Here is a 24,937-nt window from a genome sequence, read left to right on the forward strand (position 1 = left end):
GATGTGGACGCGGCGGCAGACTGAACGTAGTGAACGGTCACCTTTACGGTCAAGAGTTGCGCAGTGATCGTTCACTTTTTCGCGTGACGTCCCGGCGGGGACACCGGAGGGACTCAGCGAGGGGCCGGGCCGCTCGACCCGCGCGGCACGAGGTGGAACAGATCCGTGACCTCGGCCTCCGGCTCGGGCTCGCCACGTAGAAGAGCGAGCAGCGACAGCATCGACTGGCGGCCGACCTCTTCCTTGTTGATGTGCACCGTCGAGATGCTCGGCGAGAAGTACCGGGTGAACTCCTCGTCGTCCCAGCCGAAGACGCTCATCTCGTCGGGCACCCGCGTACCGCGGTCCTGGAAACCGCGGAGTACCCCCAGGGCGACGTAGTCGTTGGCGGCCAGCACGGCCGTCACGCCGGAATCTGCGGGCAGGTCCCGCGCGGCCTCGTAGCCGGAGCGCACGGACCAGTCGCCGTCGACGACGCCATAGGACGTAAGGCCCAGGCGCTCGACCGCCTCCACATAGACCGCCCGCCGGTTGCGCGCCGAGGCCCAGTCCTGCGAGCCGGCGACGTGGAGGAACCGGCGGTGTCCCTGGTCGGCGAGGTGGCGCAGGATCTCCTCGGCGGGCCGTCCGTCGGCCAGCCGTCCCCGGGACTGGAGGTTGTCGTCGTACTCGCCCAGCACCACCACGGGCCGCTGCCCGGCGCCCTGGCCGCCGGCGAGGTCCCCGAGCGGCACCAGGGACAGCACCCCGTCCGCCTGCCGGGTCTCCAACAGGGACAGCACGCTGCTGGCGCGCCGCGACTCGCCGCCCTCCAGCCCGACGACGTCGGTCATGTACCCGGCCTCGTGCGCCGCGGCCGAGGCGCCCCTCAGCAGAGGGATCGGGACGAAGCCGCTCAACTCGGGCAGTACGATGGTGATCCGTTGGGACCGCTGCGTGCGCATCGACCGCGCCATGAGGTTGGGCCGGTAGTCCAGCTCGGCGACGGCCCGCTCGATCCTCGCTCGCGTCGCCGGCTTCATGCCGCTGTCGTTCTTCAGGAACCGGGACACGGTCTGGTGCGACACGCCGGCCCGCTTGGCGACCTCCCATATGGTCGGCCGCTTCCTCTCCGGGCCGGCGGCATTCCCGGCGGGCCGACCGGCCTTCCGTACCGGCAGAGGACGCCCCGCCTGCTCGCACAGAAACTCCAGCAGCTCCGCGCCGGATGCCTCCGCGGGCAGCCCGTAGGAACCGGCGAAGGCCGCGACCCGCGGTGCGAGCTCGTCGACGCGCACCAGGCCACGGGCGGCGGCTTCGGCGACGAACGTGCCCGTACGGGCCGCGTCGGCACGGTCTTCCAGCAGGTCGACGACGGTGCGCGGCACGGTGGTGACGGGCAGCCCGTCGACGACGGTGATGTCCTCGGCGTCCGTGCGCCTCCGGTGCAGCACGACGGTCTCGTCACGAGTGGTACGGCGTGAGGGGACCGTCAGCTCCACAAGGTCGGTGGGCCGGCCGCCCAGGCCGTGCACCGCACACGCGGAGGTGTGGGAGACGACGCCCGACCCGGGGCCGTCGGTGCGGCGGTCCCGCGCCGGGGTCCCGGGGTCCAGCCGCAGCCACGCGACCTTGATCCTGAGGTGTTCCGGCTGGGGAGAGGCGGCCAGGCGGTACACCCCGTGGCCCACACTCTCCAGCGCCCCGGACCGCTCCAGCCGCAGGAGCTGGACGCCCTGCACGCCGTCCAGCTTCGCCTGGGCGGTGGTCACCAGGCCCCACTGGCCGGCGGCCCTGGCGTCCAGAGCCCGCAACACGTCGGCCTGAGTCATGCAGCAATCATTACACGGGCACCCTGCGCCGCCCCCTCCCCCGTGTGGACGGCCTTTCCGGCCTCGCGGGAGAAGGGACGGCGGGGGCGGCTACTTCGGCTGGAACTCCCAGACCGTGTTCGCGTCCTGTGTTCCCGTGTTCCACTTCGCCTCACCCGCGGAGTTCCCGTACAGGTAGGCCCTTCCCGTGTGGGTGTTCCGGACGCGGAGCCCGCCTGTCGCGACCCCTTCCAGGTTCCAGAGCGAGGCGTCCGAAACAGTGCCGGTGTTCCATATGACGTTGTTGGCGCCGGCGCTGGTCTCCAGATAGAAGCGTCCCGTCCGCGCGTTCTTGACGGTCCAGGATCCGGACGAGTCCTTGGCGACGATCCAGTCCTGGTCGTCGTAGGCGGTCGCGGCCGAGAGGATGACCGCACCGTTCGCATCGGTGTCGAGGTACTTGCCCGAGGACGTGTTCCTCAGCTTGTACCGCGCGCCGCTGACAAGGTAGGAGACCCGCACGCATTCCTCGGCCGCCAGGGTGATTTCGGTGTTCCCGGACACGGTGCTGTACGCCTTGGTGCCGGACTTCACCCAGTTGTCGTTCGCGTCGTACTGTCCGGTTTCGACGGACCGTACGACCCCGATGGTTCCCGGCAGGGTAAACGTGGCCTGGGTCGTGGTGGCGAAAGCGAACTCGGCCGCACCGCGCCTGACGCCGAATGCCTGCGCACCGCTCGATGTCGCAAACGTGATGTTGACGCCGCCCACGGGCTTGATGGCAGTGGTGCTGGCGGTCGCGCCCCGGTTGAAGGTTTGCAGGTTGGTTCCGCCGCGTTCCACCGGAGTTCTGCTGGCGAGGTCTCGGTGGATCTTGTTCAGCGCGTGATTGAGCCGGGCGACCTTGTCCGAGACGGCCTGGCGGGTGACGACCTTGGTGGTGGGGTTGAAGTCGTACAGGCCATGGTCGCTGCTGCCCGTGCTGGAGTCCGGGTCCAGGGCGGCGTACAGATTGTGGGCGGTGTTGCCGGCGATGGCGTTGAACTTCTCGACGTCCGCTGCCGGGGTTCCGCCGAAGTTCTCCATGATCATGGGGAAGTTCTTCCCCTGGGCCCAGATAGAGTCCCTGCCGTAGTTGTAGAGCGTGTCGAGGCCCGTGGTGTACGGGTCCTTCCCGAAGAAGTCGATGGTCGCCGTCCCCTGAGCCCTGAGGACCTCGTTCTCGGCGACCGGCACCGTGTCCCCGCTGCCGGCGATGTTGGTCCGGGTGTACACCGAGTGGTCCGACTGCTTGATCACCTGTCCCAGCTGGGTCAGGTAGTTCAGCAGCACGTCCTTGCGGAACTTCGTCGCGTCGGTGTATCCGCCGCTGTTCCACAGGTTGGTGCTGTAGGTGCTGTAGCTCCGGTCGATGGACTGGCCGCCCTGCTGCTTCGACACGTTCGGTTCGTTCAGCACCTGGACGCCGATGAGGGTGTGAGCGGTGTCGACGGACGCGATGTGGGCCATGAGTTGACCGAGCACATGCTTCTCCCTGGCGAGCATGTTCGGATCGGTCTTGTCCAGGAGAGGGTTGCCGTTCAGGGTCAGCTTGGTGCCGTCGGACCTCACCACGGCCTGGTAGTCGTTCATCACGTAGGCCGGCATCCGGGCCGCCAGGGACGAACCGGTCGATTCATGGCTGAACCACAGGATTTCCAGCTTGAGGCCGTACTCCCCGCACCAGGCCAGGTACTTGTCGATGTCGGTGAAGTCGAAAACATCCTTCGAGGTCTCCACCTTGGACCACCAGATCGGGATGTTCACGACGGTGAACCCGTCGTCGCGGATCATCCCGAGCACCGGCTTCAACTGGGCGTCCGTCCAGCCGAACGTGTACTTGTGCTTCTCGTACCGGAACTGGACGCCACTGTGGAAGAAGGGCTTCCCGTCGACCATCAGGGCGATCTTGTCGTACGTGGACCTCGATGTGTCGACGTAGGACACCACACTGCCGGCCGCGGCGGCCCGCGGGAGGCCGCCGACGAGGTTCAGCGCCATGCCCCCGAGGGCTGCCGCCCCGCTCGTGGCGAGGAATCTGCGGCGCGACCAAGGGCCGGTGTTGGACTTCATTGCACTACCTCCGTGTCAGGCGGACTTGCCGGATAGTGAACGATCACGATTGAGGGTCGATGGCGTCCGTCAGGAACCTTCGAGACAGGGGCGTCGGGCGCAGCGCGATCGAGCCGACAGGCGATGGCGGGGCCCTGGTGATCGGCGGTTGACTGAAACCAACGATGGCGCACATAAGACTGTCTGAAACGCTTGTGTGTCAATGGCGTGAACGGGGGCAGTTTCGTCGCAGCCCAGGGCGGGTGGGCTCCGGTCGTGCCGGTGGGACTCCCGTGAAGTGAACGATCACCCGCAGACCTCTTGACCGCCAAGGTGAACGATCACTACGTTGCCCCTGCTGTTGTCGGACACCTCATCCTTCCCGGTACTTCGTGGATTTCTGTGCGGCCCTCGGGCCGAGCTGCGGCCGGGATCCCCCTCTTCCCCGCCGGGCACCGCTCGGTATCACCAGAGATCAAGGGAGATCACGTGTATACGGTCATGCGCAGAACGGGCCGTCGGCCCCGAAGATGGGCCGGCTCCCTGGCCGCCGGCATCCTGCTCCTCGCCCCCTTCCTCGCAGCTCCGGCCGCCTCCGCCGCCGAAACGCCGGGCGCGACGTTGATCAACGAGACGTTCGACGCTCAGACGACCCCCGCGAACTTCGGTTTCCCGGTCGGGGCCGCCGTCGGCAACGGCGTACTGGATGTCACGAAGGGCATGGGCAACTACACGACGTCCGTGCGGCCCTTCGCGTCGTCGATCTCCCAGGAGAAGACACTCGACCTGCGGTTCGACTGGAAGACCGCTATCAGCAGCACCGGGATGAAGACCGGTCTGGAACTGCGTGACAGCGCCGGACGCCTCGTCTTCGGCATCGCCGCGACCGGCGCGGAATTCCGCTACGCCGCGACGGGCCCCGACTCGGACTCCACTTCCGCCCCGGATTCACTCAATCCCACCTGGACCAAGATCAGCTTCGACCGGACCAAGTGGTACACGGTCGACCTGCACATGGACTTCACCCTCGGCACCGCCCAGTACACGGTCACCAGCAAGGAAGCCGCGCCGAAGGTGCTGGTCTCCGCCACGAAAAGCATCACGGGACAGAACCTGGCGAAGCTCGTCGCCTGCAACTACTACGGCACCGGCGTGCAGTCGATCGACAACTTCCGCCTGACCCGCCCCGCGAACCCCGCCTACGGATCCCTCGCCGGCTCGTCCGTCTACGCCTTCGGTGACAGCATCGTCTACGGGCACCAGTACGCGCGCAGCTTCGTGAACTTCGTCGCCGAACGTGAGGGCATGACGCTGACGAAGTACGCGCGCAACGGCGCGACCGTGGGCCCGGCGCCCACCGCCATCGGTGGACAGATCCTGAACCAGGTGAAGTCGGCGAGCGCGCAGGCGCCCGACTTCGTCGTCTTCGACGGCGGCACGAACGACGCGATGGAGATCCACGACTCGCACACCTACGAGGTCGGCACCGTCAGCGGCTCGCAGGACCCCGCCACCCTCGACCCCGGCACCTACGCGGGGGCACTCGAAACCACCATCCACACGATGCGGCAGAAGTGGCCGACCGCCCAGCTGGTCTACGTGGCCGCCCACAAGATGGGCTCGCGCGACTGGGACACCCAGCTCGCCCTGCGCCAGGTGCAGTTGCAGGCCGCCCAGAAGTGGGGGGTAGCGGTGGCCGACGTCTTCGGGGACGCGACGCTCGACACGCGCGTCGACGCCCAGCGGGTGGTGTACACCTTCGACGGACTCGTGGGCGGCTACCCGGGCAGTGGCGGCAGCGGCACGCATCCGAACATCGCCGGGATCACCGACTTCTACGTCCCCGTGCTCTCGTCGGAACTGTCCCGGCTGGCCGACACGACGACGCTCAAGGCGCGGCACTCGGCCAAGTGCGCCGAGGCGGTCGGCTCCTCGGCCACGGCCGGGGCAGCGATCGAACAGGCCGGTTGCTCGGGCGGCGACGACCAGCGGTGGCAGCTGCACGAAGTCGGCGGGGGCTACTACCAGATCCTCTCCCGGCACTCGGGACTGTGCCTCGACGTGACCGGCTCCTCCACGGCGAACTCGGCCGCGATCGTCCAGCAGACCTGCGACGGCCGCACCAGCCAGCAGTGGCGGCTGAGCGACACCGGCACCGGCTACGTCGAGATCATCGCCCGGCACTCCGGCAAGTGCCTCGACGTGGACCGGGCCTTGACGACGGACGGGGCGCGGCTGCTGCAGTACACCTGCTGGAACGACGAGCAGCACACGAACCAGCACTGGACTCTGCAGGTCTGACATGAGGAACGCGTGCCGCCCGGTGACGGCGGACTCGGCGGCCGGCCGCACGGCCCGGACAGGGACCATGCGGCCGGCCGGGCCGGACGATCAGCGGGACGGCCGGGCTCGACCGGCCGATGCGGTCGGCTGCGGCGAGACGGCAAGAGGAAAGGGCCCGGCCTGTCATGGAGAACTCGGCAGTACAGTACCGATGGGCGTGCGGGGCGTGGAGATGCGGCGGGGGGCGGCACGGTGGACGCGGACACGGGACCGGAGAGAGCGGAGCGGGACGTGAAACGGCCGAAACCGCCGTCCAGAAAGCGTCCCACCATCCTCGACGTCGCGGCGCACGCGGGCGTGTCGCATCAGACCGTCTCGCGCTTCCTTCGGGGCAACGGTGGCATGAAGCCGCAGACGGTGGCCCGCATAGAACAGGCCGTGGCCGAGCTGGACTACCGGCCCAACCTGGTGGCGCGGTCGATGCGCACCCGCAAGTCCAACCGCGTCACCGTGGTCCTGCCGGCCATGACGACCTTCGTGCCCTCGCAGATCCTGCGGGGAGCGTCCGCCGAGGCACAGGCGGCCGGCTACCAGCTGGACATCGTCGGCCTGGAAGGCGACGAACGGGTCAGGGGGGACCGTGTCCGTGCTCTCCTCGACTCCGGTCAGGCAGACGGAGTGCTGACCTTCACCCCCATCGGCGACCTGGAGAAGCTGGGGCTGGACCACACTCCGACCGTCGTCATAGGTGAGTACGACGACCAGATGCGGTCCCACGGGATCACGGCTGACGGCGAGCCCGCGGCCATGATCATCGATCACCTCGTCTCCCTGGGCCACCGGCGTTTCGTGCACGTCGCCGGCAGTACGGACTGGATGTCGGCACGAAAACGACGCGAGGTCTATCTGCGGACGGTCGCCGAGCGGGGCCTGGAGAACTACGCCGTCATCGACGGTGACTGGTCCGTGCGGTCCGGATACGACGCGGCCCAGGGCCTGTCGGCGGACTCCGGTGTCACCGCGGTTCTCGCCGCCAACGACGACGTCGCCATGGGCGTCATCCGTGGCTTCCAGGACCGCGGGTGGCGGGTCCCCGAGGACGTGAGTGTCTTCGGCTGGGACAACCAGGAGTTCACCGCGTACTTCAATCCGTCCATCTCCACCGTGGATCTCGACCGCGAGGCCATGGGCCGGCGGGCCATGCAGGCCCTGCTCGCCCGCATCCGCGAGGAGACCGAGCCGGAACTGCATCTGGACCTCGACTGCCGCCTCGTGCTGCGCGAGTCGTCCGGACCGGCGAGGACGAACCACACCCTGTAGCTCGTCGGCCCCACCAACCAGCCGTCGCGCAACGGGCGTTCGGGCGGATCGGAGCACCCGGACGCCTCGTCCACAGCCGGCGGAACGCGCCGACCCGGCATGTTCCCGCGCGGTCCGTGCCGCTCCCGTACCGGCCCGGAACCAGTGAAGTCTCACTAAGCACCCAAGTGTTACCTACAGAACCCTTGACCGAGATGTGGTCGATAACTACGCTCGCCGCGTGAACGTTCACTATTGCTGACGCACACAGCCCCGCAACTCGGTGCGATGCTCGCGGTCAATCCCGCGGATCAGCTCGGCACACCGACCCAAGGCTCCAGCGTACGTTCACAAAACCCCTGTCAGAGCCGCTGCAGCCCACCCGGGATCCCGATGAGCCGGGCCGGCTGCCAGCACCCGGACCGCAGGTAACTTTCGCGGCCCGCAAAGCAGCCGAGTTGTGCAGTCCGCCGCCACGCGGCGAGACGGGCCGGCGCGCACGTCGGCTTCTTGAGACGAAGTTTCCCTCCGTCTGGGCGCACCGCCCAGTGATGGCAGCAGAGGAGCCCCAACATGAACCACTCGTCCCGTCTGAGCAGACGCTCTCGACTCCGGGCGGTCGGGCTGACCTGTTCGGTCTTCGCCCTCGCCCTGACCGCGGGCTGCGCCGGAGACTCCTCCGGGAGCAACGGCGGCAAGACCGTCATCCGGTTCAACTGGTGGGGATCGGACTCCCGGCACGAGATGACCAAGCAGATGATCGCGGTGTTCGAGAAGGAGCACCCGAACATCGACGTCCAGCCCGAGTACTCCAACTGGGACGACTACTGGAAGAAGCTGTCGACCAGCGCGGCCGCCAGTGACATGCCCGACGTCCTGCAGATCACCGACCCGTTCATGTACTCGTACATCGACAACGGGCAGCTGATGGACCTGAAGAAGGTCAAGGACGTGCTGCACACGGACAAGCTGCCCGCGAACTCGATGGCCATGACGACCGTGAAGGGCGGCCTCTACGGCGTCCCGGCGGGCGACAGCGCGTTCGGTATCGCCGCGGACCCGGCGGCGTTCAAGAAGGCCGGTGTGCCCATGCCGGACGACACCAAGTGGTCGTGGGACGACTACGTGAAGGTCTCCAAGGCCATCTCCAAGACCAAGGGCCTGGTCGGCACGGTGATGCCGCTCTACCCCAACGACCTCGGTCCGTGGCTGCGGCAGCACGGCGAGGACTACTGGACCGAGGACGGCAGCCAGATCGGCTTCACCGAGGGGACCATGGCCGCCTACTGGGAATGGGTCGTCAAGCTGCGTGACAGCGGTGGCACGACCAGTGCGGACGCGGCGGTCGAGGCACTGTCGTCAGGAGCCGGGGTCGAGCAGAGTCTGGTCGCCCAGCACAAGGCGGCCATGACCGACGTGTCCGTGACCCAGCTCGGTGCGCTCGAGGGCGCCAGCGGACGTGCGGCGAAGCTGCTCCTCTTCCCCGGCGAGAAGGGGGCTTCCCAGGTCGGCGCCTACACCAAGCCCGGCATCTTCTTCGGCGCCTCCGCGCGGACCGAACACCCCAAGGAGGCCGCGGAGCTGCTCGACTTCCTGGTCAACTCGCCCGAGGCGGCCAAGATCCAGAAGTTCGACCGCGGCGTTCCCAACAACCCTGACGTGCTCAAGGCGATCACGCCGGAGCTGTCCCCCGCGGAGAAGCGGATCGCCGACTACCTGGGCCGTGTCAACGCCCTGAAGCCGACCGCTCTGCACATCCCCAACGCGAAGGCCGGTCCCGCTGTCCCCGAGATATTCCAGCGACTCAACGAGGACGTGCTGTTCAACCGTCTGTCGCCGAAGGCGGCGGCCGAGAAGTTCATCTCCGAGATCAAGTCCCAGCTCTGAGCAGTCACGCGTAGCAGCAATTTCGAAAGGAGTCCCCGCTGTGTCCGATCCGCGCATGAGCACCTTTCGCCGTCGACTGCCGGGAGTCGTCTATGGCGGGGACTACAACCCGGAGCAGTGGCCGAGGGAGGTGTGGCAGGAGGACGTCCGGCTCATGCGGGACGCAGGAGTGCGGCTCGTGAGCCTGGGCGTCTTCTCCTGGTCCGTGCTGGAGCCGGCCGACGGCCGGTTCGACTTCTCCTGGCTCGACGAGATCATGGACCTGCTGTGGGCGAACGGCATCCACGTCAACCTCGCGACCCCGAACGCCGCACCGCCGCCGTGGCTCGCCACGGACTTCCCCGAGATCCTGTCGGTCGACCGGCAGGGGGCGCGGCACGGCATCGGGAGCCGGGGGCACTTCTGCCCGTCCTCCCCGGTCTACCGGGACCGCAGCCGGCGCATCGCCACCGAGCTTGCCGAGCGGTACCGGAAGCATCCTGGTCTGGCCATGTGGCACATCGGCAACGAGTACCACTCCGACTGCTTCTGCGACCGGTGCGACGACCGCTTCCGTGCGTGGCTGCGGCAGCGGTACGGCACGCTGGACGAGCTCAATCACCGGTGGGGGACGGCATTCTGGAGCCAGCGCTACAGCGACTGGTCCCAGGTGCACCTGCCCCAGCCCGTGCGCGGCTGGGTCAACCCCTCCCGTGAGCTGGACTTCTCCCGCTTCACCTCCGACAACCTGCTGGAACTCGTCACGCAGGAGCGTGACCTGCTCCACGCGATCACCCCCGATGTGCCGGTGACCACCAACTTCTTCGGCTGCCGGCTGACCGACAGCCACCGGTGGGCGAAGGAACTCGACGTCGTCGCCTTCGACTGCTACCCCGACCCGGGCAAGCCCCACTCGCTGGCCGTCGCCGCCTTCCAGTACGACCTGATGCGCTCGCTCGGCAACGGCCGGCCCTGGATGCTGATGGAACAGGCGGCCGGTGCGGTGAGCCAGTGGAAGACCAACCAGGTCAAGCAGCCCGGCCGGATGCGCCTGGGCTCCTACCAGGCCGTCGCGCACGGCTCCGACGCGGTCATGTTCTTCCAGTGGCGGGCCTCGCCCCAGGGCCAGGAGAAGTTCCATTCAGCGATGCTCCCGCACGGAGGTGAGAAGACCCGTACCTGGCAGGAGGTCAAGGCGCTCGGCAACGAGTTGCGGGCCATCGACGAGGTCGCCACGGCACACACCGGCGCGCAGGTCGCGATCGTGTGGGACTGGCAGAACTGGTGGGCCGTGGAAGGCTGCGCCCACCCCGACAACGCCTTCGACTACCGGGACACCGTGGCCCGGCACTACCGGGCCCTGTGGCACAGTCAGGTCGCCGTCGACGTCGTCACCCTCGACGACGACCTGTCGCCCTACCGCGTCCTGGTCGTCCCCAACCAGTACCTGATGACACGCCGGCACAGCACGGCGGTACGGAAGTTCGTGGAGGACGGCGGTCATCTCGTCGTCTCGTACTTCTCCGGGATCGTCGACGAGGACGACCGGATCCACGAAGGCGGATACCCGGGCGCCCTGCGCGAGATCGTCGGCGCGCACGTCCAGGAGTTCTCTCCGCTGCCCGCCGAGGCCGCGGTGCCGGTCCAGGCGCCGGCCGAGAAGACCGCGCTGAACGGATTCTTCGCGACCGCCTCGGTGTGGCAGGACGACCTCGAAACGGAAACCGCCCGACCGCTCGCCGTCTACCGCAAGGGCCATCTCACCGGCAAGGCGGCGGTGACCGAGCACGAACTCGGCCGGGGCCGCGCCGTGTACATCGGCACACGTCTGGACGACGACGCGTTCGAGGCGCTGGTGCAGCACGTCCTGGACCTGGCCGGGGTGCGACCGGTGCACGCCGCACCGCGGGGTGTCGAGGTCACCGAGCGACGAACTCGGACGAGCGTGTACCTGTTCCTGCTGAACCACCGGCAGGACAAGGCGACCGTCACCCTCGACCGCTCCGGCACCGATCTGATCACCGGACGCCGCGTCGAGGCCGGGGAGTCGCTCGTCCTCGACGCGGCGGACGTCGCCGTCGTGCGCAGCTCACCGGCTACGTCGCATCCCTCCGAGCCGCCGTCGGGCGACTCCTGATTCCCGCACCCGCTCCAAAGAACCCGAGGACGATGACTGTGCTTCGCAGACCCCTGAGCCGGGCGGCCAGAAAAGAAGAACGGACCGCATGGGTCTTCCTGTTGCCGTGGTTCGTCGGCATGGCCGGCGTCACGCTCGGTCCGATGATCGCCTCGCTGTACTTCTCGATGACGGACTACAACCTACTGAGCTCTCCGAAGTGGGTGGGCTTCGAGAACTACAGCAAGATGCTCGACGACCCCCGGTTGCGCCAGTCCCTGAGCGTCACGTTCATCTACGTCGCTCTCAGCGTGCCGCTGCTGCTCGCGGTCGCCCTCGCCCTGGCGATGGTCCTCAACCGGGGCATCAAGGGACTGGCCTTCTACCGGTCCGTCTACTACCTGCCCTCGCTCCTCGGCGCCTCGGTCGCGGTGGGCATCCTGTGGCGGCAGGTCTTCGGCACCGACGGCCTGGTGAACAAGTTCCTCGGACTGTTCGGCGTCCACGGCCCCGGCTGGATCTCCAACCCGGACACCGCGCTGTACAGCCTCGTCATCCTGCACGTGTGGACCTTCGGTTCCTCCATGGTGATCTTCCTGGCCGGCCTGCGGCAGATCCCCGAGCAGTACTACGAAGCCGCCGCCCTCGACGGCGCCGGCCGCCTGCACCAGTTCCGGCACGTCACCCTGCCGCTGCTCACTCCGATCATCTTCTTCAACCTCGTTCTCCAGGTCATCAGCTCCTTCCAGTCCTTCACCCAGGCGTTCGTCGTCAGCGGCGGGACGGGAGGCCCTTCGGACTCGACCCTCTTCTACTCGCTGTACCTGTACGACGAGGGCTTCGGCCGGCTTCACATGGGCTACGCCTCGGCCATGGCATGGCTGCTCGTGGTCATCGTCGGCTTCCTGACCGCGATCAACTTCTACTTCAGCAAGAGATGGGTGTTCTACGGTGACGGTAAGTGAGATGACACCCTTGAAGGCGGATGCCGCCCCTTCGCCCGCTCCGGCGCCTGCCGCGTTCCGACACAGGAGGGCGGCCCGTATACGGGCCAGGCTCAAGCACGTCGTGCTGATCACCTTCGGGCTTGTGATGGTCTACCCGCTGTTGTGGATGATCGCCAGCTCGATCAAACCCGACGCCCTGATCTTCCGTGATCCCTCGCTGCTGCCCACGAAGACCGACTTCGGGCACTACTCCGACGGCTGGAGCGCGCTCTCGCACCCGTTCGGGCTGTACCTGCTGAACTCGGCGATCGTCGTGCTGGGTGCGTTGCTCGGCAACCTGGTCAGCTGCTCCATGGCGGCCTACGCCTTCGCGCGGCTGAAGTTCCGGGGGCGGGCGTTCTTCTTCGGCATGATGATGCTGACCCTGATGGTGCCGGTCTACGTACTCATCATTCCGCAGTACGTGATGTTCTCGAAGATCGAGTGGGTCAACACGTTCCTCCCGCTCATCGTCCCCAAGTTCCTGGCCACGGACGCTTTCTTCATCTTCCTCATGGTCCAGTTCTTCCGGGGTCTTCCCACCGAGCTCGACGAGGCGGCCAAGATCGACGGAGCCGGGTACTGGCGCATCTACTTCCGCATCCTGCTGCCGATCTCGCTGCCCGCCCTGGCCACCACCGCCATCTTCACCTTCATCTGGACGTGGAACGACTTCCTGAGCCAATTGATCTACCTGACCAAACCCGAACTGCAGACGGCGCCCGTGGCCCTGCGCAACTACGTCGACGCCACCAGCGGAGCTTCATGGGGATCACTGTTCGCGATGTCCGTCGTCACCCTGATCCCGGTCTTCATCGTCTTCCTCGTCGGCCAGCGCTACCTGGTCAAGGGGATCGCGACCACGGGAATGAAGTAGCCGCAGCGCGCACGACCCGGGGCGGCTTTCCGCCCTCAGGGACTCCCGGCCCGCGTCTCTCCCTCAACGAAGAACGACACGACCATCGGCCGCCCAGGCCGACCACGCTGCCGCGAGTCCCGACCACTTCCCCCTCCTCTTGGAGAGCCGCGTGTTCCGCAGCGTTGCACGAAGATGGACCAGGCTCATCACCGCCCAACTCATCGCCGCCGGACTCACCGTCGCCGGCGTGGCGTCCCTCGACCGCAGGAGCCCTCGGCACTCCTGTCCGTCGAACCGGCCGCTGTGAGCACCAGTCAGATGGGCGTCGCCCCAACGCCGATGGGCTGGGCGTCCTGGAACAGCTTCTTCAGCGACATCGACCACAACGTGATCAAGCAGCAGGCCGACGCCCTGGTCTCCTCCGGCATGGCGGCGGCCGGCTACAAGTACGTCAATCTCGACGACGGCTGGTGGCAAGGCCGGCGCGACGCGAAAGGCAACATCGTCGTGGACGAGACCCTGTGGCCCTGCGGTATGAAGGCGATCGCCGACTACATCCACAGCAAGGGCCTGAGGCCGGCATGACCGCTGGGCGGCGGCGTCCGGCCCCACGCCGTAGGCGGCGCGAAGACCGGGGTGAGGGTGGTGGCGGGATCGGCGGCAGGCCGAAGGCGGGACAGGGCTGTGACGCGCCTGTCGCGGGCCGGACTGCGCCTCTCATGCCACAGGGTCGATCGCCGTCCCGCATGCTCAGCCCTCCTTTGCGCAGATGCGGGACCCGGCACGCCCGGGGGTTCTGTCCTCCAACCGGAGCTGCTCACAGCAGGAGTGTCAGGACAGGAATCCTTCCAGGACGAGGGTCGCCGCGCCGAGGCTGACCGGGTTGCGGTCGATGGGGCAGAGACTGATCTCGGTGCCTTCCCAGGGTTCGGCGAGTGCGTAACGGGCGGCGGTGGCGCGCACGTGCGGCAGGACGGCGCTTCCCAGTGTGTCGGCGACCCAGCCGGTGAGCACGATGATCTGCGGGTTGCACAGGTTGATCAGGTTGGCGATGGCGATGCCGAGGTAGCGGCCGGTCGTGGCGATCACCTGCTGTGCGGCGGGGTCGCCGGCCGCGTGGGCGGTGGCCAGGGCGTGGATGGTGGCCGTCTGGTCGTCCGGGTGCAGGAGCGGGCTGTCCGGGTCGGTCTCCACGAGGTGCTGCATGATGCCGGGTGCGCCCACGTAGGTCTCCACGCATCCGACGCATCCGCGGCGGCACTTGCGGCCGTCGATGACCAGGTTGGTGTGGCCCCATTCGCCGGCCGTGTTCGTGGCCCCGCGGTAGAGCGCCCCCTGGACGGCCAGGCCCGCGCCGACGCCGGTTCCCAGGGTGAGGACGGCGACGTCGTCGTGGCCGCGGGCGGCACCGAACCACAGTTCGGCGACGGTGCTCGCACGCAGCGGGTTGTCGAGGAGGATCGGCACATCAGGGACCCGGTCGGTGAGCAGGGCCAGCAGTGGCACATCGGTCCACTGCCAGTTCGGGGCGAAGACGGAGGCCGTGCCGTCCGGCCGTACCTGGCCGGGAATGCTGACGCCGATCCCGAGAATCCTGCCGCGCTCCACCTTGGCCTGCGCGATCGCGTCGTCGACTCCGCGGACGATGTGGTCCACGACGTAGTCCGGCGAGTTGGCGTGCGGGTGCAGTTCGTACTCGGCTCTGGCCAAGACCCGCAGAGCGGGATCGAAGACCTCGACGTGGACGTAGGTCTCGGCGATGTCGACGCCGATGAGCCGGGGGCCCTCGTGGGCGGGTGCGAGAAGGTTCCGCGGGCGTCCGCCCCCCGAAGCCTGCTGTCCGATCTCGGCCAGAAGCCCCAGCTCGTGCAACTCGCTGACGATGTCGGAGGCGGTGGCCACCGACAGGCCCGTGGCCGCGGCGATGTCGCGCCTGACGACGGGCGCCGTGGCGATGAGATGCCGCATCACCGCGAAACGGTTGGTCCGACGGATGTCCTGGTACGTCCGCTTCAACGGCGTCGTCCTGTGCTCGATGGGGCTGGGCGTCTGATCGTAGCCACGTGGGGCACGTCGTTGGAAATGCCATGCACAGACTTTTTCTGGCTTGTTGACGAAGGGGTGTAGCACGCATAACCTGCGTCTCGCTCCGTTCGCTGCAACCCCGTCAGCGGCAGGAATTTCCCCTTCCGATTGCGTGCCCCTCACCCCGCGGGCTTCGCGTCGCGCTCTCCCCGGCCGCACTCCGCGGCCGTCCACAGCGTCATCACCCGCCGTCGCGGCCCCGCCGCCAAGGCCCGGTCCCACGCCCGTTCTTCACAGCAGAGGTGGCCATGTCCCCTGAGCAGAACCCCAGCAGATCGTTCGGCCGCAGGTCCTTCCTGCGCGCCTCCGGCACCATGGCGGCGGCGGGATTCCTCGCCGCGTGCGGCGGGAACACCGGTCGCGGCGGCGGCTCCACCGGAGGTAAGGCGGCGATCAGCCAGTGGTACCACCAGTACGGCGAGGCGGGCACCCAGCAGGCGGCGCTGCGGTACGCGAAGGCGTACGGCAAGGCCGACGTGTCGGTGCAGTGGATCCCCGGTGACTACGCCTCCAAGCTCTCCAGCGGCCTGGTCTCCAGCAACGGCCCCGACGTCTTCGAGTTCCACCCCGACGTCCAGATGGCCAAGTCCGGGCAGATCGTGCCGCTGGACGACATCATCGCGGACGTGAAGTCCGACTTCACGGAGAAGGACCTGGCCGCCAACTCGGTCGACGGGAGTTCATGCGCTTCGCGGCCAAGGCCGATGTCGAGCCGATGCAGGCCGTCAACCTCGGCACCCGCGGCCTGCAGGAGGCACTCGACCTCCTGGAGTACACCAACCACCCCGCCGGCACGGCCTTCTCCGAGCTGCGCCGCTCGCACGGCGTGGACAAGCCGCACGGCATCCGGCTGTGGTGCCTGGGCAACGAGATGGACGGCCCCTGGCAGCTCGGCCACAAGAGCGCCGACGAATACGGCCGCCTCGCCGCCGTCACCGCCAAGGCCATGCGCGATGTCGACCCCGGTCTGGAACTGGTCGCCTGCGGAAGCTCCAACCGCTCCATGCCGACCTTCGGCGCCTGGGAGGCGACGGTCCTGGAGCACACGTACGACCTCGTCGACTTCATCTCCTGCCACGCCTACTACGAGGAGAGCGACGGCGACGTCGACAGCTTCCTCGCCTCGGCCGCAGACATGGAAGCCTTCATCGAAGGGGTGGTCGCCACCGCCGATCACATCGGGGCCAAGCGCCGCTCCGGCAAGCGGATCAACCTCTCCTTCGACGAGTGGAACGTCTGGTACCAGAGCCGGCCGGTCAACAACACCGACACCCCGGACTGGAGCGTGGCGCCGCGCCAGCTCGAGGACGTCTACAACGTCACCGACGCCGTCGTGGTCGGCAGCCTGCTGATCACCCTGCTGCGCCACTGCGACCGCGTCACCGCGGCCTGTCTCGCCCAGCTGGTGAACGTCATCGCCCCCATCATGACCGAGCCCGGCGGCCCGGCCTGGCGGCAGACCATCTTCCACCCCTTCGCCGACGCGGCCCGCCACGGCCGCGGCCAGGTGCTCCGGCTCGCCCTGGACGGCCCCGTCCACGACACCGCCCGCTACGGCGAGGTGCCCCTGCTGCACGCGACCGCCGTCCAGCAGGAGGACGGGTCGCTCACCGTCTTCGCCGTCAACCGGGACACCACGAGGCCGCTCGAACTCACCGCCGACCTGCGGGCGTTCAACCCGGTGACCGGGCAGGTGACGCACACCGCCCTGGCCGACCCCGACCGCCACGCGGCCAACACGCTCCAGCATCAGGACCGCGTGACGCCCAAGCCGGTGACCGGCACCGTCACGGACGGCGGACGGCTGAGCGCCCTGCTGCCACCGATGTCCTGGAACACCATCACCATCCCGCTCGCCCCGTGAGCGGCCCCAGGATCCACCGCTCGACCCGCATCCCCCCTGCACAATCCCTGAACCTCGACGGAGAGGTGACACTATGTCCGACACCACATCACACCGCACAGCGCCACCGCGCGCCCGATGGCGGACCACCATGGCCGCGGTCCTGACCCTGCTGGGCAGCCTCGCTGCCCTGCTCGTGCCCGCCACGCAGGCACACGCGGCCACGGTGACCTTCACGACGGGCGCCGCACGAACCGACCAGAACGGCAACGCCCTGCAGTTGCACGGGCTCGGCATCGTCAAGGTCGGCGACACCTGGTACGGCTTCGGCGAGGACAAGACCGGCAAGACGTCGGCGGACACGTCGTTCGAGGACATCACCTGCTACACCTCGACCGACCTGGCGAACTGGAGCTACCGGGGCCAGGCCCTGAGCAGGCAGAGCAGCGGGGATCTGGGACCGAGCCGGATCGTGGAGCGGCCGAAGGTCATCTACAACAAGTCGACCAGCACGTACGTGATGTACATGCACATCGACAGCACCAACTACGCCGAGGCCAGGGTCGGTGTGGCCACGAGCAGCACGCCGTGCGGCCCGTACACCTACCGGGGCAGCTTCCGGCCGATGGGCAACCTCAGCCGGGACATCGGCCTGTTCCAGGAGACCGACGGCACCGCCTACCTGATGAGCGAGGACCGCAACAACGGCCTGCGCATCTACAAGCTCTCCGCCGACTACCTCTCCGTGGACAGCGCGGTGGCGGTGCTGGGCAGCGCCGGCAGCAGCGGCAGTGTCGAGTCGCCCGCCATGGTGAAGATCGACGGGATGTACTACGTCCTCGGCTCCCGCCTGACCGGCTGGAGCCTGAACGACAACGTCTACGCCACCGCCACCTCGCTGAGCGGCCCCTGGTCGGCGTTCCGGAACTTCGCCGCCCCCGGCACCCGCACCTACGGCAGCCAGACGGCGAACATCATCACGGTCCAGGGCACCTCCGGCACCACGTACATCTACGCGGGCGACCGCTGGGACACCTCCAACCTGGGCGCGTCGAAGCTGATCTGGCTGCCGCTGACCATCCGGGGCACGACGGTGAACCTCGGTCAGTACCCGACCTGGTCCCTCAACGTGGACGCGGGCACATGGACGGCCGGCAGCGGGATCCCGTCGGAAGGGGTCCACACGCTGAAGAACGTCGGCAGCTCGATGCTGATGGACGTCGCCAGCGGCTCCACCGCGACCGGCGCCAAGATCATCCAGTGGCCGTCCACCGGCGGTACCAACCAGCAGTGGACCCTCACCCGGGTGGCGGACAACATCTTCACGCTCAAGAGCGTCAAGAGCGGCCTGTGCCTGGACGTCCCGAGCCGGTCGACCACCGCCGGCGTCCAGTTGCAGCAGTGGACCTGCAACGGCGGGACGAACCAGCAGTGGGCCCTGGACCTGACAGGCAGCTACACCGGCAGCAACTACATGCTGGTGAACATCGGCAGCGGCCTGCACATCGGCGTCGCGGGCTCGACCACCCAGGGAGCGGCGGTAAACCAGGAGCTCGGCGGCAGCGCGAGCGCCAACAGCGAGACCTGGACTCTCTCCTGACCGCGTGCCCCGGCGACCCCGCCATCAAGGGGGGCGTCGGGGCACTGCCCGTACACCGAAGTGATGCGGCGCCATTCGTGACAGGCAACGGGTGGGCAGTGGGTCGCCACGGGGTCGCCCGTTACGACCCGCCGCAGCCGGCCTCGCCGGATACGAAGGCGCGGCCCGATTCGGACACCCCCATAACTTTCCCGACACCTTCAAACGTCTACGACCGGTTGGTTCTATTCGATGTGTGGTCCGCTGTCATGCGGTCCTCAAGGAAGAGGCCCCACTCATGATGCGTAGTGCAGGCGAGCAGGAAGAGCCCGGTGCGGGTTCCGTCGAGAACCCGGCGACCGTCTCCCGCAGGGGAATACTCAAGGGCGTGATCATCACCGCCGGAACGGCGGCGGGGCTGGGGGCGACATGGCCCGCCTACGCCGCGGACGCCTCCGTCAGGGCGACCTCGCCGGACGGCAGGACGGTCCTCACCTTGTCGGTGGTGGGCGGAGCGCTCCAGTGGTCCGTCCTGCGCAGCGGCACCACTGTGATCGCCACCTCGCCCCTCGGTCTCAGGCTGAGCAACAGGACGACCCTCGGCAGCAACGTGGCGGTGACCCAGAACCAGCACTGGACCACCAACACCACCTGGAATCCGGTCTACGGCCGCAACTCGACCGTGACCGACCACTACCAGGAGCAGCGCTGGAACCTCCAGGACACCGTCTCCGGGGTCCGCTTCAGCGTCCAGGCCCGCGCCTACAACGCCGGCGTCGCCCTCCGCTACGTCCTGCTCGGCGCAGGCACCGCCACCATCTCCGACGAGCTGACGACATTCACCTTCCCGGACAAGACGCTGGTCTACAGCGCCCGTGACGAGGCCGACTACATCCCGCTCGCCCCCGGTTCCATCCCGGTCACCGGCACCTCCGGCACGGACAACGGTCCTCTGACCGACCTGCCGCTGACCGCGACTCTGCCCAGTGGGGTCATCGCGTGCGTGTGCGAGTCCTCCCGGGTGAACTTCCCCCGGATGATGCTCAGTTCCGTCTCGGGGCAGCCGGGCGCCCTGTCCGCCTTCCTGATGGAGCACACCGCACGTGGCAGCGGCCCGGTCGCGACGACCTCCACCGTCACCACGCCGTTCGCGACGCCGTGGCGCGCGGTGGTGATCGGGTCGACCCACGCCGAGCTGGTCGACAACGCCGACCTGGTGCTCAACCTGGCCCCGCCCAACGCCCTCGTCGACACCTCGTGGATCAAGCCCGGCAAGGTCTTCCGCTGCGAGCTCACCACCGCCGCCGGCATCCAGGGCGTCGACTTCGCCGTCGCGCGCGGCTTGCAGTACATCGAGTACGACGGCGGATGGTACGGACCGGTCACCTCGCCCGCCAGGCAGCCGATTCCCGAGATCGACCTTCCTTCGGTCATCTCCTATGCCACCGAGCGCGGCATCGGAGTCATCCTCTACGCGGACCGCGCCGCGCTGGGCGACGTGGACTCCCTGTTCGCGCTCTACAAGAGCTGGGGCGTGGCCGGCGTCAAGCTGGGTTTCGTCCTCGACGGCACCCAGGCCATGACAAACCAGATCACCGGCTGGGCGAAGACGGCCGCGAAGTACCAGCTGCTGATCGACATGCACGACAACATCCGCCCGTTCGGCTACGAGCGCACGTACCCGAACTTCCTCAGCATGGAAGGCGTCCGGGGCAACGAGCAGTTCCCGACCGCCACCCACAACGTGACTCTGCCCTTCGCCCGCAACATCGGCGGCCCGCTGGACTACACGATCTGCTACGGCCAGTCCCGCAACAAGACCACGAACGCCCACCAGATGGCGATGGCCGCGGTGTACTACCAGCCGCTGAACTTCCTCTTCTGGTATGACAAGCAGACGTCCAAGTACGCCAACACCGCCAACTGGCCGGGACTGCCCTGGTTCAACGCCGTCCCCACGACCTGGGACGTGAGCCGAACCCTGGCCGGATCGATCGGCCAGTTCGTCGCCGTGGCCCGTCGGCGGGGGACCACCTGGTATCTGGGGGCGATGACCAACGAGACGGCCCGGACGCTGTCGCTCCCGCTGTCGTTCCTGGACAGCGGTGTCAGTTACACCGCCACCGTCTACGCCGACGGCACGCCGGGCACCAGCCCGTACCAGACCCCGGTCGTGGTCAGTACCCGAACAGTCACCTCGGCCACCACGCTGGACGTGGCCATGGCCCCCGCGGGCGGCCAGGCGATCATCCTCAAGCCGAGCTGACAGGCCACCCCCTGAGGGCGTCGGCCTCGTCACGCCCGCTGCCGGGCCTGGGGTTCTCCGTTCGGGCCCGGCAGTCGCTGAGGAGCTCCTACGCCCTGTCGCACACGAAGGCACTCCGCCCGCTGATCGACTTGCCGACGATCAGGGTGTTCATCTCCTGGTGGGATCACCGGACTGACCACTTCCCCTGCCGGGAGAAGCCACGGCGACGCCGACGTACAACCGCATCCGGTGACGGGTTTGTCGAGGGGGCCTGCCGGTTGCACCTGTCGTATCGCGTCGGTCACCTGATGGAGAAGCGCCTTCAGTTGGCTGTCCTTGGCGCCGAGCTTCTCGGTGATCTGCTGTTCGATCTCCGCGATCACGGCGTCGGCCTTGCGTAGGGCGTCGCGGCCGGCGTTCCAGTTGGCCCCGGCCCTCCAGTCGGGTCACCAGGGAGGCCACCGCCTGCGGGGTGACGTTCAGGCGGCGGGCCAGTTCCGCTCCGGCCAGGCCGGGATCGACGTGGACGGCGATGAGCAGCGAATAGTGTGCCGCCGCCATGCCCAGCGAGCGCCGTCCGTTGCTCCTTCAGGGCTGTCACGGCCAACTCCGCCCGCCGCAGTGCCCAGGTCACCCGGTCCAGTGCGTCGGCGCCGACGGGGCCCTTCGCGTATCACCCCCCGAATGCGGCGGAGCCGGTGAAGCACCAGGACGGCGGTGGCAAGCTTCACGTCGCCGCCCGGCGAACCGAGGACGGCCGGCGATTCACGCGGGTCCGTCTCAAGGTTGTCTTCACTCAAGGGGATCCCATGAGTGTCCACGTCTAAAAGGGTGCGCGATCGACTCCTTTACCATGCGGGGTCTTGAAAAAGAGGAGCCGGCAGGACCTAGTCCGACGCCGGAGCACCGCTCGGTCGGAGGTGAGCACACCGGTCGGCCGCCTGACGACGTCCACCCGCCGAACCGAGGAGATCGCCTCCACCTCGCTGGAGCTGACGAGCACCGAGCGGCTGCGCACCGGGCACAACCGCATCCCGCGCGACATCGTCCCCGTCGGCGACACACTGCTTTTCGGCGGCAACGTCTTCCTCGCGCTCAAGCCGGAGACGGTGGTCGGTGACGACTTCGCGCTGTCCGACCGCGACCCCAACCGGCTGCCTGGGGACGCCGTGCCGAGCCTGCTCGACGACCCGGCCTTCGACCGGCCTTCGACCGGGAGCTCGCCGCCGCCCGCTTCCGGCTGCAACCGCCAGGCCCGCAGACCAGCCGGGGTGGCGTACACAGCAGGCAGGGCCGGAAGCCGGCGACCGCCGATTGGCCGTGCAGCGGGGTGCACGCGAAGTGGCGGAGCCGCGCCCCCCCCGCTGTCGCACATGTCCGGTCATCGGTCGTAGGCGAGGCGGGTTTGGCGGGGCACCGGGCCGAAGGCGCCGGCGTGGAAGTCGGCGAACGCCTTGGTGATCTCCAGCTTGGTGTTCATGACGAACGGGCCGCCCATGGCGACGGCTTCGTGGATGGGCGTGCCGCTGTAGACCATGACGCGGGCGGGCCGTTCGGGGTCGGCGGCCGCCAGGTGCAGCAAGGTGGCCACCGGAGTACCGCCGTCATCCTCGCTCCTCCCCGTGACGGGGTCGGACCAGCCGGTCTGCCCGGCGTGCAGTTCCCGGCCGCCGATCAGCAGGCGCCCGTTCATGACGTGGGCGAACAGCCGGTGTTCGGCGGGGACTTGCAGGTCGTAGAAGGCATCGGGGTCAAGGGTGGCGACGACGCCCTGCACCGGGTGATGGGTGTCGGTCGCGCCGGTGACGCCGCCGACGCTCCCGGCGTGGACGTCGATCGTCACACCCGGCGCGTGCACGCGCGGCATGGCGGCCTTGGTCAGGTCCTGGTAGCGCGACGGCGTCAGCTTCTTCTCGGCGGGCAGATTCAGCCACATCTGCAGCACGTGCGCGTGCTCGTCGCGGTAGGCGAGCTCACGGTGGATGATGCCGCGCCCGGCGGTCATCCACTGCACCTCACCGGCCTGCAGGGCCCCGGCGTGGCCGAGGTTGTCGCCGTGTTCCAGGACGCCGTCCACGACGGTGGTGACGGTCTCCAGGCCGCGGTGGGGGTGCCACTCGAAGCCGGGGGTGGAGAACCGGTCCTCGACCAGGGCGAGGAAGGGGTCGGTCAGGGCCGGGTCGGTCGGCACGAAGACCAGTGCCTTGTCGTCGACCTGCGCGTCGGGGCCCAGTTGCTGCTTGGTGGTGATGCGGGTCAGTGTGCGCTCACCCGTCAACTGTGCGGTCATGGTTGCTCCGTGATGCCGATGCCCGGCTCTCGAAAGGAGACGGGGTGATAAAGGGGGGACGGACAGGGTTCAGGCGACGCGCAGGGCGATCTTGCCGCGCGTGTGGCGGGTCGCGAGGGCTTGGAGCGCCGCCTGGCTGCCGCGGATGTCCTGGTATCGGGGAGGGACCAGCTTCTTCGCCCGGGCAGGTTGACCCACAGCTGGGTGCCGTGGACCACGCCCCCGCTCATCACCAGGCTCTCCGGCGGTGCCTCGATGTGCAGGATGCCCGCCCCGGCGGTCATCCACTGGGTGTCGCCGTCGGCGATCCGCCCACTGTCACCGTTGGAGTCCTGGTGGTCCACGATGCCGTCGATGACGTACGTGACGGTCTCGAAGCCACGGTGCGGATGCCAGGGAGTCCCCTTGGGCTCACCGGGGGCCAGGTCCACTTCGCCGAGGTGATCGAAGTGGACGAATGGATCCAGTTCGGACAGTGGCACGTCGGCGAACCCGCGGCGTACCGGGAAGCCCTCACCCTCGTAGCCGCGCGGTGCGGTGACCAGCCGGCGCACCTCACGGGTCCGGGTCCTGGCAGGGGTGAGCGTGGGCAGGCGGGGCAGGACGAGGACGTCCTCGACGGTGATGGCGGGCATGGTGCTCCTCCCTGTACAGACGCTGCCGGTGATCAGGCGAAGGGGTACGGGCCAGCTCCCGATGCGTCTGCGCTCCGGTCGTGCCAAGAGCCCGGCCGCCGTCGAGGGCTACCCGGCCGGGCACACCAGAAGTTCTGGCACGGGGCCGCTCGCGCGGGCGGCCGCGGCCGCGAGCCCCTGCGGGACCATGCCGCGCGGAAGCAGGAGGGAGAGCTCGTGGTGGGGCTCGACCGCGTCGAAGGCACGCGCGAGGTCGCTGTCCCACACCAGCAGGTCATGAGGGCCGACGGCCACCTCGCCGTCCCCGTACCGGCACACCAGCCGGCCGCTGAGGTTGATCAGCACCCCGATGCGCGCACGCCGTCCCTCGGCGCTGTCGGTCCGGCCCGCGTAGCGTCCGCCCCGGAACTCGGCGACGGTGAGTTCGTCCAGGTCGCTCCGGTCTGGTACGCACACGCCGAGTACTGGCCGAAGAACGGCGACCCGATCCCGCGTGTGTTCGGCGGGCACCCGAGTGCGCACGGCGTGTCCCGTACGCAGTACTCGCGGATCAACGCGGTCTACGGGCTCATGCTCGTCACCTCGGTGCTGAAGTTCTTCGACGTTGAGCTGAAGCGGTAGGGCGAGCGGCACCATGCCAAACCGTCGCCTCGCGCCCGCCTGCCAGCCACTTCGGCCACCACGTTGGCCACCGCCTTGAGTGACACCTGGAACACTGCCGCGACATCCTTGCGAGTCCGGCCCACCACCCACGCGGTCACCGCCCGCAACCGAAGAGCCTCCTGCGCCGACGGCGACAACTGTTGTGTGGCGCCCACCAGCTCACTTTGCGGCCGATACCTCGCACTTGCTTGCTGAGTGGCCGCCCATCTGCCTGATGCATCATCAGGTAACTCGGCAACTGATCAGCATCAGTCTCCGAACATTCCGAAACGGCTGTCCGAACAGATGCCATATCAGCGCTGTC

Annotated in this window: 19 protein-coding genes and 2 pseudogenes; 12 read left to right on the forward strand and 9 right to left on the reverse strand. The window is 68.3% G+C overall.

Annotated elements, in window-relative coordinates:
- Window positions 1-113: 113 nt before the first annotated feature.
- Together ADK36_RS47945 and ADK36_RS16710 are read right to left on the reverse strand one after the other, a co-directional pair.
- The gene (locus ADK36_RS47945; RefSeq protein WP_107086872.1) at window positions 114-1,811 is read right to left on the reverse strand and encodes a substrate-binding domain-containing protein; all 1,698 of its coding nucleotides are present in this window, start codon (window positions 1,809-1,811) and stop codon (window positions 114-116) included.
- Between the two features lie 90 nt (window positions 1,812-1,901).
- A complete protein-coding gene (locus ADK36_RS16710; protein ID WP_078942645.1) occupies window positions 1,902-3,902 on the reverse strand; it encodes a DUF4978 domain-containing protein in 2,001 nt (666 codons plus the stop codon).
- A 468-nt stretch (window positions 3,903-4,370) separates the two neighbouring features.
- On the opposite strand from ADK36_RS16710, the gene ADK36_RS16715 reads away from it, so the two are divergent.
- From ADK36_RS16715 to ADK36_RS51460, 8 genes are all read left to right on the forward strand, one after another.
- Complete coding sequence (locus tag ADK36_RS16715; protein WP_159029103.1) at window positions 4,371-6,182, forward strand: RICIN domain-containing protein; 1,812 nt, start codon at window positions 4,371-4,373, stop codon at window positions 6,180-6,182.
- 273 nt (window positions 6,183-6,455) lie between these two features.
- Window positions 6,456-7,484, forward strand: a complete 1,029-nt coding sequence (locus ADK36_RS16720) for a LacI family DNA-binding transcriptional regulator (protein ID WP_048580133.1) — start codon at window positions 6,456-6,458, stop codon at window positions 7,482-7,484.
- Window positions 7,485-8,036: 552 nt separating this feature from the next.
- Window positions 8,037-9,350 (forward strand): ABC transporter substrate-binding protein, encoded by a 1,314-nt coding sequence (locus tag ADK36_RS16725; protein WP_048580054.1) that lies wholly within the window; start codon window positions 8,037-8,039, stop codon window positions 9,348-9,350.
- A 55-nt stretch (window positions 9,351-9,405) separates the two neighbouring features.
- Window positions 9,406-11,466 (forward strand): beta-galactosidase, encoded by a 2,061-nt coding sequence (locus ADK36_RS16730; protein ID WP_048580134.1) that lies wholly within the window; start codon window positions 9,406-9,408, stop codon window positions 11,464-11,466.
- 32 nt (window positions 11,467-11,498) lie between these two features.
- The gene (locus ADK36_RS16735) at window positions 11,499-12,410 is read left to right on the forward strand and encodes a carbohydrate ABC transporter permease (RefSeq protein WP_048580055.1); all 912 of its coding nucleotides are present in this window, start codon (window positions 11,499-11,501) and stop codon (window positions 12,408-12,410) included.
- A gap of 1 nt (window position 12,411) precedes the next feature.
- Window positions 12,412-13,308 (forward strand): carbohydrate ABC transporter permease, encoded by an 897-nt coding sequence (locus ADK36_RS16740; protein ID WP_078916069.1) that lies wholly within the window; start codon window positions 12,412-12,414, stop codon window positions 13,306-13,308.
- 151 nt (window positions 13,309-13,459) lie between these two features.
- Window positions 13,460-13,597 carry a hypothetical protein gene (locus ADK36_RS51455; protein WP_425315465.1) on the forward strand — a complete coding sequence of 46 codons (138 nt, stop codon included), beginning with the start codon at window positions 13,460-13,462 and terminating at the stop codon, window positions 13,595-13,597.
- A complete protein-coding gene (locus ADK36_RS51460; protein ID WP_425315286.1) occupies window positions 13,594-13,875 on the forward strand; it encodes an alpha-galactosidase in 282 nt (93 codons plus the stop codon). The genes ADK36_RS51455 and ADK36_RS51460 overlap by 4 nt, the downstream gene beginning before the upstream one ends.
- Before the next feature lie 246 nt (window positions 13,876-14,121).
- On the opposite strand, the gene ADK36_RS16750 is transcribed toward ADK36_RS51460, so the two are convergent.
- The 3 genes from ADK36_RS16750 to ADK36_RS48870 form a co-directional block, all read right to left on the reverse strand.
- Window positions 14,122-15,306 carry an ROK family transcriptional regulator gene (locus ADK36_RS16750; RefSeq protein WP_048580056.1) on the reverse strand — a complete coding sequence of 395 codons (1,185 nt, stop codon included), beginning with the start codon at window positions 15,304-15,306 and terminating at the stop codon, window positions 14,122-14,124.
- Between the two features lie 250 nt (window positions 15,307-15,556).
- Window positions 15,557-15,844 carry a hypothetical protein gene (locus tag ADK36_RS48865; protein WP_159029104.1) on the reverse strand — a complete coding sequence of 96 codons (288 nt, stop codon included), beginning with the start codon at window positions 15,842-15,844 and terminating at the stop codon, window positions 15,557-15,559.
- Between the two features lie 33 nt (window positions 15,845-15,877).
- On the reverse strand, window positions 15,878-16,018 hold the full coding sequence (locus ADK36_RS48870) for a hypothetical protein (protein ID WP_159029105.1): 141 nt from the start codon (window positions 16,016-16,018) through the stop codon (window positions 15,878-15,880).
- A gap of 18 nt (window positions 16,019-16,036) precedes the next feature.
- Here ADK36_RS48870 and ADK36_RS16755 point away from each other — a divergent pair.
- The 3 genes and pseudogenes from ADK36_RS16755 to ADK36_RS16765 all read left to right on the forward strand — a co-directional run.
- A pseudogene (locus tag ADK36_RS16755) lies at window positions 16,037-17,239 on the forward strand (alpha-N-arabinofuranosidase); the annotation flags it as partial.
- Between the two features lie 73 nt (window positions 17,240-17,312).
- Entirely contained in the window at window positions 17,313-18,818 is a 1,506-nt protein-coding gene (locus ADK36_RS16760; RefSeq protein WP_048580057.1) for an RICIN domain-containing protein, read from the forward strand.
- Window positions 18,819-19,095: 277 nt separating this feature from the next.
- The gene (locus ADK36_RS16765; RefSeq protein WP_234329783.1) at window positions 19,096-21,063 is read left to right on the forward strand and encodes a glycoside hydrolase family 97 protein; all 1,968 of its coding nucleotides are present in this window, start codon (window positions 19,096-19,098) and stop codon (window positions 21,061-21,063) included.
- Window positions 21,064-21,213: 150 nt separating this feature from the next.
- Here ADK36_RS16765 and ADK36_RS46300 read toward each other — a convergent pair whose 3' ends face one another.
- Window positions 21,214-21,606: a MarR family transcriptional regulator gene (locus ADK36_RS46300; protein WP_234329784.1), complete on the reverse strand. Its 393-nt coding sequence runs from the start codon at window positions 21,604-21,606 to the stop codon at window positions 21,214-21,216.
- Window positions 21,607-21,965: 359 nt separating this feature from the next.
- On the opposite strand from ADK36_RS46300, the gene ADK36_RS16770 reads away from it, so the two are divergent.
- Window positions 21,966-22,439, forward strand: coding sequence for a DNA repair ATPase (locus tag ADK36_RS16770; RefSeq protein ID WP_053198084.1), 474 nt, complete (start codon window positions 21,966-21,968; stop codon window positions 22,437-22,439).
- Here the strand turns inward: ADK36_RS16770 and ADK36_RS16775 are convergent.
- The 3 genes and pseudogenes from ADK36_RS16775 to ADK36_RS47950 all read right to left on the reverse strand — a co-directional run bounded on the left by ADK36_RS16775 (window position 22,427) and on the right by ADK36_RS47950 (window position 24,426).
- Window positions 22,427-23,335, reverse strand: a complete 909-nt coding sequence (locus ADK36_RS16775; RefSeq protein ID WP_048580058.1) for a pirin family protein — start codon at window positions 23,333-23,335, stop codon at window positions 22,427-22,429. The two genes, ADK36_RS16770 and ADK36_RS16775, sit on opposite strands and share 13 nt — an antisense overlap.
- A 123-nt stretch (window positions 23,336-23,458) precedes the next feature.
- Window positions 23,459-23,970, reverse strand: a pseudogene (locus ADK36_RS16780) (pirin family protein); the annotation flags it as partial.
- A 108-nt stretch (window positions 23,971-24,078) separates the two neighbouring features.
- Window positions 24,079-24,426, reverse strand: a complete 348-nt coding sequence (locus ADK36_RS47950) for a hypothetical protein (protein WP_048580059.1) — start codon at window positions 24,424-24,426, stop codon at window positions 24,079-24,081.
- Window positions 24,427-24,937: the final 511 nt, after the last annotated feature.

The sequence above is a fragment of the Streptomyces viridochromogenes genome (assembly GCF_001270495.1).
GTDB lineage: Bacteria > Actinomycetota > Actinomycetes > Streptomycetales > Streptomycetaceae > Streptomyces > Streptomyces viridochromogenes_A.